The organism is Acinetobacter sp. AG3, from assembly GCF_022343575.1.
Lineage (GTDB): Bacteria > Pseudomonadota > Gammaproteobacteria > Pseudomonadales > Moraxellaceae > Acinetobacter > Acinetobacter guillouiae.
The window spans coordinates 1,708,319-1,722,302 of sequence record NZ_JAKQZD010000001.1 but is presented as its reverse complement, the minus strand read 5'-3'; the positions used below and the strand labels follow the sequence as shown (position 1 = coordinate 1,722,302).

The 13,984-nt window shown below is 38.5% G+C and carries 11 protein-coding genes and 3 tRNA genes; 9 read left to right on the top strand and 5 right to left on the bottom strand.

From position 1 onward, the window contains the following. Nucleotides 1-123: 123 nt before the first annotated feature. The 4 genes from L3V46_RS07910 to L3V46_RS07895 all read left to right on the top strand — a co-directional run bounded on the left by L3V46_RS07910 (nt 124) and on the right by L3V46_RS07895 (nt 2,968). On the top strand, nt 124-744 hold the full coding sequence (locus L3V46_RS07910) for a hypothetical protein (protein WP_239045384.1): 621 nt from the start codon (nt 124-126) through the stop codon (nt 742-744). Between the two features lie 204 nt (nt 745-948). Further along, nucleotides 949-1,680: a hydroxyacylglutathione hydrolase gene (gloB, locus tag L3V46_RS07905; protein ID WP_239045383.1), complete on the top strand. Its 732-nt coding sequence runs from the start codon at nt 949-951 to the stop codon at nt 1,678-1,680. Nucleotides 1,681-1,878: 198 nt separating this feature from the next. After that, nucleotides 1,879-2,337 (top strand): acyl-CoA thioester hydrolase/BAAT C-terminal domain-containing protein, encoded by a 459-nt coding sequence (locus L3V46_RS07900; protein WP_239045382.1) that lies wholly within the window; start codon nt 1,879-1,881, stop codon nt 2,335-2,337. A 427-nt stretch (nt 2,338-2,764) separates the two neighbouring features. Next, the gene (locus L3V46_RS07895) at nt 2,765-2,968 is read left to right on the top strand and encodes a hypothetical protein (RefSeq protein ID WP_004719296.1); all 204 of its coding nucleotides are present in this window, start codon (nt 2,765-2,767) and stop codon (nt 2,966-2,968) included. Nucleotides 2,969-3,140: 172 nt separating this feature from the next. On the opposite strand, the gene L3V46_RS07890 is transcribed toward L3V46_RS07895, so the two are convergent. The 5 genes from L3V46_RS07890 to L3V46_RS07870 form a co-directional block, all read right to left on the bottom strand. Next, nucleotides 3,141-3,225, bottom strand: a tRNA-Leu gene (locus L3V46_RS07890). Between the two features lie 35 nt (nt 3,226-3,260). Further along, nucleotides 3,261-3,334, bottom strand: a tRNA-Trp gene (locus L3V46_RS07885). A 40-nt stretch (nt 3,335-3,374) separates the two neighbouring features. Beyond that, nucleotides 3,375-3,459, bottom strand: a tRNA-Leu gene (locus L3V46_RS07880). 108 nt (nt 3,460-3,567) lie between these two features. Further along, nucleotides 3,568-4,380, bottom strand: a complete 813-nt coding sequence (locus tag L3V46_RS07875; RefSeq protein ID WP_239045381.1) for a protein kinase — start codon at nt 4,378-4,380, stop codon at nt 3,568-3,570. Continuing rightward, nucleotides 4,377-5,888, bottom strand: coding sequence for a DUF3336 domain-containing protein (locus L3V46_RS07870; RefSeq protein WP_239045380.1), 1,512 nt, complete (start codon nt 5,886-5,888; stop codon nt 4,377-4,379). The genes L3V46_RS07875 and L3V46_RS07870 overlap by 4 nt, the downstream gene beginning before the upstream one ends. A 201-nt stretch (nt 5,889-6,089) precedes the next feature. Here L3V46_RS07870 and L3V46_RS07865 point away from each other — a divergent pair, with 201 nt between their 5' ends. The 5 genes from L3V46_RS07865 (at nt 6,090) to L3V46_RS07845 (ending at nt 13,980) form a co-directional block, all read left to right on the top strand. Further along, nucleotides 6,090-6,962: an ATP-binding protein gene (locus L3V46_RS07865; protein ID WP_004822502.1), complete on the top strand. Its 873-nt coding sequence runs from the start codon at nt 6,090-6,092 to the stop codon at nt 6,960-6,962. Nucleotides 6,963-7,364: 402 nt separating this feature from the next. After that, complete coding sequence (gene dnaE / locus L3V46_RS07860; protein WP_239045379.1) at nt 7,365-10,937, top strand: DNA polymerase III subunit alpha; 3,573 nt, start codon at nt 7,365-7,367, stop codon at nt 10,935-10,937. A gap of 41 nt (nt 10,938-10,978) precedes the next feature. Next, complete coding sequence (locus tag L3V46_RS07855; protein ID WP_239045378.1) at nt 10,979-11,812, top strand: RNA methyltransferase; 834 nt, start codon at nt 10,979-10,981, stop codon at nt 11,810-11,812. Continuing rightward, a complete protein-coding gene (gene cysE / locus L3V46_RS07850; protein WP_239045377.1) occupies nt 11,812-12,636 on the top strand; it encodes a serine O-acetyltransferase in 825 nt (274 codons plus the stop codon). Before L3V46_RS07855 ends, cysE begins: the two co-directional genes overlap by 1 nt. A gap of 417 nt (nt 12,637-13,053) precedes the next feature. Beyond that, nucleotides 13,054-13,980: a hypothetical protein gene (locus tag L3V46_RS07845; protein WP_096734442.1), complete on the top strand. Its 927-nt coding sequence runs from the start codon at nt 13,054-13,056 to the stop codon at nt 13,978-13,980. Nucleotides 13,981-13,984: the final 4 nt, after the last annotated feature.

Here is a 13,984-nt window from a genome sequence, read left to right as displayed (position 1 = left end):
TAGCTACAGATATAAATACTTATAAAATTTATAGATCCTTTTTAATTCTACTCATTTGATCAACTGCTCTTGATCAATCCTTCAGAACTGATTAAGTTATAGAAAACTTAAGAAATATTTGAAATGAATAATTTTACCCAAACCATCGCCCCGTTACTCCTTATGCTACCTATTTGCAGTTTTGCTGCGCAACATTCAGAAGATTACACCACCACAGTGAAAGTTAATGGTGTTGAGCTCAACCAAGCAGTAAGTGCAACACAAATTGAAAAATTGGTCGGGAAAACCTCTCAAAAACCCATAAAAACATTTTCAGAATGTACAGGAAACTATGAATACTCAATCTCTACTGCATCAGGAAAAAATCTAACATTTGACATTTTTAGTGAAGAAAATCCACAGATTAAATCTGACGCTTTTTATAAAAGCAAAAATACTTTTCAACAACTCGGTACGACCAAAGGGCGAATTTGGCTTTCTTGGACAAATGCACAAAAGATGACAGATACCGTTTTGATTAACAACAAACCCATCACCAATCTGTATAGCATCAATCAATTTAAAAAAGACTTTCCAAACAGTGCCAAAACTGGCACCCATGTTTTAATGTTAACGGCATCGGAAGCCAAAGAATTTTTAAAAAATCCTGCTGAATTTGAAACAGGCTATCGCAGTTATGTCGACTTTAGTTTTAAAAATGGCCAACTCAGTAAATTAGAAATCAGCCAAGGCTTGACCTGTTAAATTTTAGTGAGAATAGCGTATTGGTCTATATGCTATTCTCTAAAAGAATAACCTACCGCAAAACTTGTTTGTTCAATCAAATAGAATGCCGTACAACCGAATTACATATGTTTTCACATAAATATGCCCACAATCAGCTTTCCAACTTGTCTATAGCCTAATTTTACTATTAAATTTGTATCAGCATATATATGGAATTCAACGATGCAATTTAAAATTCACGTCATAGATGTAAAAAATCAATTACAAAACTATATTTGGCTGATCGAAAACAGTCACAGCCACGATGTCGTTGCAATTGACCCCACAGAAGCATCGCTGGTTGAAGATTATTGCCTTGAGCATCATCTGAATTTAAAACAAATTTGGCTTACACACTGGCATAAAGACCATATTGGTGGTGTTCCAGAATTGATTGCAGATCATAATATTCCTGTTTATGGGCCTCGTGCTGAACTAAGTCACATTCCTTTTATTACCTACCCGCTGCAACACGATGATCAATTTGAATTTCATGGATTAAACATCGACATTATCGCTGTGCCAGGTCACACCCTAGGGCATGTCGTTTACTTTATTGATGCATTAGACAGCGTTTTCTGTGGTGATACCCTTTTTGCTATGGGGTGTGGACGTATGTTTGAAGGAACTGCTGAACAGTTTTATCACTCTCTCAATCGCCTTGCTGCTTTACCACCAAGAACCAAAGTTTACTGCACCCATGAATATACGCTTTCTAATGCACAATTTGCTTTGCATATCGAGCCAGAGAACCGAGCGATACAACAACGTGCCGAAGAAATCAAACAGCTTCGTGAACAAGGGAAAATCACCTTGCCCAGCACCATTGAACTTGAACTTGAAACCAATCCCTTTTTACGTGTTGAAAGTGCTGAAGAATTTGCACGTATTCGTGCATTGAAAGATCATTTTTAAGCAATCACGATTATTGTTTTTACAATGTTAAACTGCGCCAGCCTAAGCCTCTGTTTTTAAAAGCCTCGCAGCGGGCGGTACTGTTATTACATGCCTATACCAGTACCGTTCAAGATATGAAGGCCTTAGCAAAATTTCTGCATCAACATGGCTACACTTGCTATGTGCCTAGCTACGCTGGGCATGGTTTAACGTTTGATGAGTTTCTCAATTACACGACAGCGGATTGGTGGCAAGATTACATATAATGCTTATCAATTCTTAGAAAATCAGGGTTATAAGCATATTGCTGCCATTGGGGTTTCTTTAGGTGCAATTTTATCGTTAAAACTCACTGAGCACTTTCCAATTGATGCATGTATTAGCATGTCTGCGCCACAGGATCGAAGTGTAAATGATCTTTTTAAGCGACTAAAGCACTATGCTGAATATCTCCACCAATTTGAAAACACTCATACAGGTTTAGGCTTAAAAAGCTTAGAAAATAAAGCAGCAATACAACTACAGCCATTTCATCAATTTGTTGCCGTAACCATAAGTGATATTTCTTTAATTCGCGCACCTATCTTTTTATTGTATGGTGAATCAGATGATGCACATTATCAATCCAGTGCACAAACCATTTATAATCATGTGAATTCTACAAAAAAAAATTAAAAGTTATCCCAATACTGGGCATCTCATGACTTTAGGTAAAGATCGGACATAACTGTTTGGCGATATTTTAGATTTCTTAGATCAACATCATCCTGTACAGCTGTAATCCCCATGCTTCTGTTAAATTTACTTACATTTAACCACAGTGAAAATGAGAAAAAATCTGCTTTTTTAAACTGATATCTTTGCATCAAAATATTACAAACACAGTTTTTAAAATTAATTAATCCATTGTTTTATTTTAATATTTTTTATTAAATTCACATTTCATCCATATTGGCAGCAAAAAAATACGCATTGATACAAAAGCCTTATTTCTCAAATTGCTCAAATATTGATATAAAAAATAAGTTTCATCAAATTTCCCCTTTAAAAATTTAATGATCACCCCTATTAAATTTATAGGCAGGAATTAAGGAGATCTTCTGTGAAAAAGGTTGTAAAGGCAAAGAATTTAATCGCTTTTCGTATTTGGTTAGAAAAATTAGGCTATTCAGTAAAAAATTTAGCTGATGGAAAAGGATTTACTTTCAGCTTTAAAAAAGAATATGGTTTAGTCACTTGTGATTTATCTGGTAATAACTTAGCAATGCAGCTCGGTGAAGAATTTGAAGATCACTTAAAAGCTTAGTAAGTGTCTAAATGAAGTTTCTCTTTGAAAAGACCTAAACGATTTCGTTTAGGTCTTTTTATTGATCTGGCTAAAATTCTAATTCTAAAAACCTTTAATCAAGATACAGCATAGTTAGAATAAAAATTTAGGCATAAAAAAAAGCATGATTTTCATCATGCTTTTTTAAATTTGGTGGGGACGGAGAGACTCGAACTCTCACACCTTGCGGCGCTGGAACCTAAATCCAGTGCGTCTACCAATTTCGCCACGTCCCCGAATAAAAACTAACGCTGTAGTCTTTTAAATAACTTGGCAGAGGATCAAGGATTCGAACCTTGACGAACGGTTTTGGAGACCGTCATGCTACCATTACACCAATCCTCTATAACCCTTCATTTTGTTTTAGTACCACAAAATGAATGCTTGGTGGGGACGGAGAGACTCGAACTCTCACACCTTGCGGCGCTGGAACCTAAATCCAGTGCGTCTACCAATTTCGCCACGTCCCCAATGGCTGTGTATATTATAGAGATCGTTTTATTATGACAAGCCCTTTTTTCGAAAAAGACACTCGTTTGTTTAAATAAAAAACAAATGTTGCAAATACTGCTTTTTGTTTAAACAATTTGGCTTAATACTTGTTTTATTTGATAAATATTTGAGCAACGTTGCCCTGCTTTTTTCATTAACATCGCTGTTAAAACCATTTCAAAAATTTTAAATCGCTCTGGTAACACCACATTTAACTGCTGACAATGCAAAAATGCCCAATCTTGATAGCTTTTTGCCGATAAGCGCTGTTGTGTCAACCACTCTAACCAAACGATTCCCAACGCATAAATATCGGATTGAAATGATTTTGGTTGCGCATGAAACAATTCTGGTGCCATATACCGTGGTGTTGCTGTATGTGTTGCGATATTTGTTAAATTTGTGTCGTGAGCGGTGTTTACAGCCTGTTCAAAGTCAATCAAATAACTTTTCTCATCCTTAACGCGAAAGTGCTCAACTTTGATATCACCATGCAGATAACCATAGTCATACAAATGTTCAAGCACATCTAAGCTGAGTACTAATCGCTTACCAATTTCAACCAAGCTAAGTCGATCAGGTAGATCCTGAAAAAGCTTTGGGGCATCTTCCACCCATAAAGCTTGATCAATGACCTCTTCATCCATTTGAAATTGCTGAAATGGATCAAATATTGAAAAGTTTAACAATACAGGTTGAGTTTCAGTCTCTAATGCATTCAACTCGCTATAACAGTTCAGCTCATTGAAAAAGTGCTGTTGATAACAGCGATTTGAATTTTTGAGCTGTAATTTCAACCAAAACAATTGCTGACCCTGCTGAATTTGATAAACACGACGACCAAATTTTTGACTTTGGATTGAATTATATGCAACCGGAAGAATTCTGCTTTGGCTCATACTTCGGCCAATTGTTCTGCGGGTATATCTTTCGTCATTGGATGATTCAAAACTTCTAGACAATGTTGGATTGTTTTACCAATACGTGCATGTGTTTCTATACTTGAAATTTTTGGCCAAGTTGCACGCTCACCTTCTCGTTGCAACAGCTTAAATAGATATGGGCGTGGGTTCTGTAACATATAGCTATAATGGCGCAGACTATACTCCCCAATAATATTGACATCACCATAGTAGCGCTGGTCAATAATACCGTAACCGTGATCGAGTAAACGACGCATAGAAGGAACTCGTCCCATACGACCTCTGGCAAAGTCCATGATCCCCATTGCAGCCATGCGTCCTTGACTACGCACTATACGTTCAGGCCAACTCAGTAAATCTCTACGGTAACGTTCTTCATCATTCTGCATAAACGGTACAATATGTGGATTAACCTGACTGGCAATGGTGTAATTCAAATTATAAAGACGTGACATGCGCTCTTGGGGAAAATCATTGCGGACACTGCCGTCTACCCAACGCGTATTTGCCAAATAAGGAGTATGTACACCATCATAACGTTTACTGATCAAACGCACAGGTGGAAATAAAACCGGTACAGCACATGATGCCAATACAGCACTCCAGACCAATAAGTCTGGTGAGGTATATTTATTCATGATTCGTACATCTTCTTGGGAAACATCATAAGGCGCGACGGTGACATTGATATCTAAGCCTGATTTTTCAAATGCCTCCTGAAAGGTTACATCACCTAAATTTTCGACCAAGAACTTTTTAAGATATCGGACATCAGCAAAACCACCATTGCCTTTGATTAATTCTTTTAAGCTTCGGAAGTGAAAAGCTTCACTATAAAACTGGTCACCACTGAGCAAGTTTGGAATCTCACCCGGTTCATTTACCCCCAGCATCGCCGTCATGATTGCCCCAGCACTTGAACCAGAAAGTACTTTTGGCATTAAGTCTTGTTCCATTAATGCTTTACAGACACCGCTATGGAATAAACCTAATGTTGCACCACCTGAAAACATCAGTGCGGGCTGACCATAGGCCTTTTCACAGTTTTCAAAAAACTTCCTTTTGCTTTCATGACACAAAGCTTGGCAACTTTCTGAAGCGATGAATGCCAAACTATTGCTCACTTCATCAATATAATCTTCAATTATTTTTTTAGTTCCAACATAGGTATGTGCAAATAGCATCGGATGCCCGATGTTGGCAACATCGTGACTAAATCCTTCTCTTAGGATATACATCAAATCTTGGGTGCGATTTTGTAGACGGTAACGACGCAATAAATTTAACCGATGGGAAATAATTTCAGCATCAAAATATGGTGAGGTATTATCCAGCTTCCACTCCTGTGCCCCCGTTTCTTCATCCAGTTTTAACGCTATAGATTTCCACTCTTCATAGTTTTCCGCATGTTTCAGTTTTCTTTTTAGTTTTTTAATACGATAAGCCTGATGCGGATTTAAATCTTGAGTGAGTTCTAATAACATTTCTAATATTCCTTTGATTTTTAATCCGACACTTTTAAATACCTGTCGATAAACTATGCTGAAAAATAACCAGATAATCAATTACCATAAGTCATTTAATTCTTGCTTTAGATTCCAATTATCGCCTATTGAGATTAGCTCAATAAAATTACTGTGCTAATATCAACCACACATTGTAATTTCTGAAAATAGCGAACGGATATGGCAACTTTCGACTTACCTGACAATATCATCCAAAAATTATCCACTGTTCTTGATCAGTTACATCAAGTTCTTCCTGAAAAGAAACAAGATACTGACTTTGCAGCAGTGGCTTTTAGGTGGCACGATAAACAACTCAAAGCGATTTATAACCCGAAAGCAATGCATTTGGATGATCTTAAAGGGATTGAACGTCAGAAAGCTAAAATTTTACAAAATACTGAACAATTTCTACACGGTTTACCTGCCAACGATATTTTACTGACTGGCTCACGCGGTACAGGAAAATCATCCATTGTCCGCTCTTTACTTACCCAGTATGCAGAACAAGGCTTACGTTTAATTGAAATTGAACGAGATGATTTGTCTGACTTGCCAGAAATTCAAAAAATTATTAAAGATCGTCCAGAAAAGTTCATTGTTTATTGTGATGACTTGGCATTTAATGCTGAAGATGAAAATTACCGTAGTTTAAAAAGCGTGTTAGATGGCTCGCTACAATCTGGCTCAAGTAATTTTGTGATTTACGCGACCAGTAACCGTCGTCATTTATTGCCTGAATTTATGCATGAAAACACACCTGTAACCAAAGTCGATGTGCCGCAATATAAAGAGTTGCACCCACAAGAAGCCATCGAAGAAAAGATTTCTTTATCAGATCGTTTCGGTTTGTGGTTGTCGTTTTATCCAATGGATCAAAATCTTTATTTAGAAATTGTGGAGCATTATTTAGCAAAAGCAGACATGCCCTTTGCTGATGATGTTCGTGCTGAAGCATTAAGATGGTGTCAAGCTCGTGGGCAACGCTCAGGGCGTGCAGCATATCAATTCTCTAAACATTGGATTGGTTCAGAACGTTTAAAGGCTTTATAAGTCCAACTTTTTAGATATACACAGCCCTAACTGAATAATAGTCAGGGCTTTTATTATTATCACCTTAGTCATCCTAAACCCTTTTATCACCCGATAAAATTTCACTGCTTCTTTGTCTCATTTGATAACAATAGCTTGAATGGATTACCCTGTTTCATTCAATCCATATTATTCAAATAAAGCTTAAATTATTCGTTTCTATGTAAAAAAGACCATCAACGCACAACTCAAGCTGACTGCTGGTTAATCATGCAACTAAAAGCCAAAATTAAAAAATTCAGTATATTTAAATATATTTCAGACACTTAAATACAAAGCAATAATTTATCCAGAACATTTTATTTCAGCACATCACAGTTTAAGCGTGATAAAATAGCCGACAGTTTCATATAGGATAGGTCTATGCAGTTTGTTCATCTTGGTATTCATACCGAATTCTCGATTACAGAATCGATCGTACGTATACCTGATCTGATTAAAGCTGCCGCATCTGATGAAATGCCTGCTTTAGCCATTACAGACCTATCCAACCTGCATGCAGCAGTTAAGTTTTATAACAAATCGCTGGGGAAAGGGATTAAACCTATTTTCGGCAGTGTAATTCGATTAAATGATGCAAACCATAAAGCAACCTTACTGGCAATGACCAATAAAGGCTGGCGTGGTCTGACTGAAATTGTCTCTCGCGGCTTTATTGAAGGACAACAGCTGTCGATTCCATGTGTAAAAAAAGATTGGGTACTTGAACAGTCTCAAGACATCATTGTACTTTTGGGCCTACATAGTGATGTCGGAGAAATGCTCTGTGCAGCTTATCCTGAAAAAGCTGAACCGCTGTTAGAACAATGGATCGAAAAATTTGGCAATCGTGTTTATTTAGCGCTGACGCGTACAGGTCGCCCATTAGAAGAAAGCTTCAATGAAGAAGCGGTTAAACTCGCTGCAAAATATAATATTGGTGTTGTGGCACATAATGATGTGCATTTTGTTAGACCAGAAGATTATGAAGCACATGAAGCACGCGTTTGTATCGCAGATGGTTATGTTCTAGGCGATAGTAAACGTCCTAAGCATTACAGCCCTGAGCAATATTTTAAAACCTCTGCTGAAATGATTAAGCTGTTTGCAGATATTCCAAGTGCCATAGAAAATACCTTACAAATTGCAAAGCGTTGTACCGTTTCACTCCGTTTAGGATTCCATGATCTACCAGACTATCCAATTCCGGAAGGTCATACTATCCATTCTTACTTTGAGCATCTCTCTGAAATTGGTTTAGAAGAACGTTTAGACTTCCTTTACCCTGTTGAAACACGTGATGAAGATTGGGCTGAAATTCGTAAGCCTTATGATGAACGTCTAGCCTATGAGCTTGGCATTATCAATAAAATGGATTTCCCTGGTTACTTCCTCATCGTCATGGACTTTATTCAATGGTCTAAAAACAATGGTGTTCCTGTAGGTCCCGGTCGTGGTTCAGGTGCAGGCTCACTCGTCGCTTATAGTTTAAAAATTACTGACTTAGACCCGCTGCGTTATGACCTACTCTTTGAACGTTTCTTAAACCCAGAACGTGTATCCATGCCCGACTTTGATATCGATTTCTGTATCGCTGGGCGTGATAAGGTCATCGATTATGTGGCACGCCATTATGGTCGTGATGCGGTTTCTCAGATTGCAACCTTCGGTACCATGGCTGCTAAAGGTGCGATTCGAGATGTAGCACGGGTTTTAGGTAAATCTTACGGTTTGGCAGATCGTATTTCTAAAATGATTCCGACTAAACCTTTAGGTCTCACCTTAGAAGAATCTATTGAGGCTGAACCACAACTTAAAGATATTGTGACCAATCCATCCAACCCAGATTATGACGATGCTGCTGAAATCTGGGAAATGGCACTCAAGCTTGAAGGCATTACCCGTAATACAGGTAAACACGCAGGTGGTGTAGTCATCGCGCCAACCAAAATCACCGATTATTCGGCAATTTTGTGTGAAGCTGATGGTACAGGACGGGTTGCCCAATTCGATAAAGATGATGTAGAAGCTGCGGGCTTAGTAAAATTCGACTTCTTGGGCTTACGTAACCTTACTGTAATTGAAGATGCGATTCAAAATATTAATAAGCGTATTCAATCTGATAAGCCATTAAATATTTCAAACATTCCTTTGGACGATCCTAAATCCTATGCAGTATTTGCTGACGCAAATACCACCGCGGTATTCCAGTTTGAATCCGTGGGCATGAAAAAAATGCTTAAAGAAGCACGCCCAAGTAAATTTGAAGAAATTATTGCCTTCGTATCTTTATATCGACCGGGTCCAATGGACCTTATTCCTGACTTTATCCATCGTATGCATGGTGGTGAATTTGAATACTTACATCCGCTGTTAGAAAGTGTACTCGAACCCACTTATGGGATCATGGTATATCAGGAACAGGTGATGCAAGCCGCACAGTTCTGTGCTGGCTATACACTGGGTGGTGCAGATTTACTTCGTCGTGCGATGGGTAAAAAGAAAGTAGAGGAAATGGTCAAGCAACGTGCCACCTTTATTGAAGGTGCTGCGAAAAAAGATATTGATGAAGGTACAGCCAACCATATCTTTGACTATATGGAAAAATTCGCAGGCTATGGTTTTAACAAATCACATGCCGCTGCGTATGCTTTAGTTGCCTATCAGACGGCTTGGTTAAAAGCACATTACCCTTCAGAATTTATGGCTGCGGTCATGTCTTCGGAAATGCAAAATACAGATAACATTGTATTTTTAATTGATGACTGCCGAATCAACAACTTAGTGGTATTGCCGCCATCGGTCAATATGTCGTTCTACCAATTCTATGCCAGTGATGTAAACACCATTATTTATGGCTTAGGTGCAATTAAAGGTGTCGGCGAACAAGCCATGCAATCCGTGATTGATTCACGTGAGCAAGATGGTCCTTTTAAAGATTTATTCGATTTCTGCCACCGTGTAGATTTGAAGAAAATCAATAAAAGAACATTGGAAGCATTGATTCGCGCTGGTGCACTGGACTGTTTGGGAATTGAACGTTCAAGTTTAATGGCTCAACTTCCAGAAGCCGTCCAAGCCGCTGAACAAGCACGTTCAAATCGTGAAACGGGTATTATGGACTTATTTGGTGAAGTTGAAGAGGTTCAACGTAAGCCAGCTAAACCTGTAAAACCGTGGTCTGATGAAGTGCGTCTAAAAGGTGAAAAAGATACATTGGGTTTATATCTGACAGGTCATCCAATTGATGTCTATCGTGCAGAATTAAAATCCTTTATTCCAAATAAAATTAATGAATTAACCCCTACTCGTCGTGGTGTAACCACTGTTTTCGCTGGTTTAGTGGTCGATATTGCCAATTTCCCAAATCGAATGATGATTACCCTTGATGACGGCACAGCACGAATCGAAGTCTCTGCGAATCATGAACGCTTCCAACGCTTTAAAGACATTATTCAAAATGAAAAAGTGGTGGTGATTGAAGGTGAAATTTATGAACGTGAAGGTTTTGACCGCCCTATGGGTCGTTTGACCAAAGCATTCACCCTTAATGAAATTCGACAAAAGCGTGCCAATAGCATTGCCATAACACTGAATACTGAAGTGATGACGAAAACTTTAGCCTCGGATATTCAAAAGATCTTACTGCCTTTCTGTAATGTCGATATGTGTCAACACATTCCAATGCAGATCCAGTTAGATTATGACTATGCCACGGCTGAGTTACATTTAGGGCAACAATGGAAAGTTGCCCCATTGGATGAGTTGCTTTCCAAATTACGTGATTACTTTGGTAAAGAATCTATTCATATTGAATACCAAGTCAAATCTAAAGCGGCAAAAGCCGTGGATCATCGTGGACTTGCCCAACCGACTCAAGTTGCACCACCGCCAGAAAATATGAGTATGGATGATGCAATGGATGACTATATGGCAGATGCAGGCCAATTCTCCTAACCTCCCTATTTGAATTTAAAGCTTAATATTTTGGAATATTCATGGATATTTTCGACAATGCTGTGATTTCACAGCATTTAAGTCATGTACGTATTGTCATGGTCAATACGACACTTCCTGCCAATATCGGAAGTGCTCTACGTGCAATGAAAACAATGGGCTTAACTAAACTTGTGCTCGTTGCACCTAAAACCTACCCTCACCCAGATATAGATGCCTTGGCAGCTGGTGCGGCAGATCTGATTGAGCACATAGAAATTGTCGACATCTTAGAAAATGCCATTAAAGATTGTCATATTGTATTTGGAACCAGTGCACGTAGTCGCACCATTCCGTGGCCTTTGCTTGATGCACGCCCTGCAGCGCAAAAATCAATGCAAGCGGTTATTCAACATCAGCAAGAAATCGCTATTGTCTTCGGTCGTGAAGATCGTGGTTTAACCAATGAAGAGCTTGCACTGGCAAACTTTCATGTCACAGTCCCAGTAAATAGTGATTATGGTGTGTTAAATGTTGCTCAAGCAATTCAAGTGCTGTGCTATGAAATGCGTATGGCAACATTAGAACTGGCTGATAAGAAACTGGATACTGAAGCAGTGATGCGGGTAACAGATTCAGCAGATATGCATTGGGATGAACCTTTGGTCACACACGAACAAATGGAACAGTTTTATCCGCATATTGAAAAAATGTTGGCTGATATCGAATTTTTAGACCCTAAAAACCCGCGTTTACTGCCTTTACGCTTGCGTCGATTATTTGGGCGTATACAATTAGATAAGATGGAATATCATTTATTAAGAGGCATTTTTAGCCGAGTTCAAGCCTTAAATAATGGTACATGGAAAAAGTCAAAAGATGAGGATCAAAACTAATGCTAAAACAGCTTAAAGAAGATATCCAAGCTGTATTTGCGCGAGATCCTGCTGCGCGTAATACATTTGAAGTTTTAACCACATATCCTGGGATACATGCATTAATGATGCATCGTGTTGCCCATGAATTATGGGAAAAAGATTGTAAAACTTCAGCACGCATTTTGTCTTCTTTTAGTCGTTTTACTACAGGTATTGAGATTCACCCTGGCGCTAAAATAGGTAAACGCTTTTTTATCGATCATGGTATGGGTGTGGTGATTGGTGAGACAGCAGAAATTGGTGATGATGTCACCTTGTATCATGGGGTGACTTTAGGTGGCACGACATGGAATAAAGGTAAACGTCATCCGACTTTAGCAGACGGTGTTGTAGTAGGCGCTGGTGCAAAAATCTTAGGCCCTTTTGTGGTCGGTAAAAATGCCAAAGTCGGCTCAAATGCTGTGGTGACTAAAGCTGTACCTGATGGCGTCACGGCGGTAGGTAATCCTGCTCGCTTTATTAGCAAAGATAAAGAAATCGTCACTACACCAGAACCAAGTTGTCCAGAAGAAATGACCAGTGGCATTGAAAACACAGAATTTCAAGCCTACGCAGCCGTACCAGAACAATCCGACCCTATGCTTGATGGTATGCGTGTTTTGTTAGATCGTTTGGAACAAAATGAAAAACGCATCAATAGTTTGTGCCAGCGTTTATCACTTTTAGACCCAACCTTTAATTTACAACACAATATTGAACAGCCTTTAAGTGAAGATGAAATCAAAATTATTGAAGAAGTTAGACGTGAATGTGAAGCACAAAACCACTCATCGAAAGCATAAGGTTTCTTAGGGCCTGTTGACAATTCGTCTATGTTTGCGACTACGTGTGTTTTTTAGGCGATACTAGACGCGAAATACGAAATTTAGTCATTCTAAATGAGTAGTTCGTAACGACGTAGCGGCAAAAAATACACTAGTCCCGAAGGGTTGTGGCTAAAATTATCTCAGCCTTCGTTATGAAACTCGAAAATAGTCCCGCTATTCTCTTCGTTTCATGCCTTGCCTGCTCAATTTTAACCTACAACGCAAGCCATTTATGAAATGGCAACAGACCCAACTACTTCACAAAATGAAGTGTCAATAGACTGTAATGTATAATTTTTAATAATACGAACCAAATCAAGTTGCATGTTCAGACGTCTTTTCATAGACTGATGCGCATGCACGTTTTTTAATATAAATTAATGGAAGAAACACATGACGATTAAGCCTTTGGCATATGCATTGCTCGCAACATCATTACTTACTGCGTGTTCAACAACACCGACCAAGCAACAGAATAAAATAGATGCTAACGAGCCGTTTATTTACACTGAGCCTGAATTGTCTCCTCCGTTCTATGCATTAAACCCTTTCGATTACTCGCAACCGCCAGTTTTTGAATTAGAGTTGAAAAAAGCAGCGGCTCAACCTGTAAACAAACTCGAAGTAACAGATCCGGCAAATCCAAACCAAAAAATCATTTTAGATACCAATAAACTGATTGTACCTACAGTAAATAGCGCACAACGCGCTATGAAATATGCAGTACTTGCTGGAAACAATGAAATTGACATCACTGCAATTGATGATTTCTTGCAAATGGTTGAAGGTAAAGCACGTCATTACCCACCACAATTTAGTGACCGTAAAGAACGTAAAGGCTTTGAAACTAAGTTGAAAGAAGTCTCTACTCAGCTTGACCAATTGGCTGCGGCACCAAATGCTTCTTTTGATATTTTGATTCGTGCATTTAAAGCCAGTGTTTTGGGACGTAACCTTGACTTAGGTTCTTCTTATACCACCAAGTCATTAGAGTATGCTCAACGTATTCTCAAAATCAACAAAGATGATGCTGAAGCAAACTTGTGGTTTGGTTTCTCTTTATCTGAGGGTGGCGGTCAAAAAGAAGCGATTCCATATTTAGATAAAGCCATCAAACAAGGTGTTCAAGAAGCCTATTTATCTTCTGCAAACAACTTTATTGGTATGGAGCAAAAGAAAAATGCGATCCAAACCTTGAAAAACTATAAAGTGAAATACCCAGAAGAAGCTGAAGTTGCTGATCGTTTAATTCAAGAAATTGAAAAACAAGGTCGTTACAACGTTTGGCAGGTTTTGAAAAACCCAGCTCTGGCAAAATAAATTT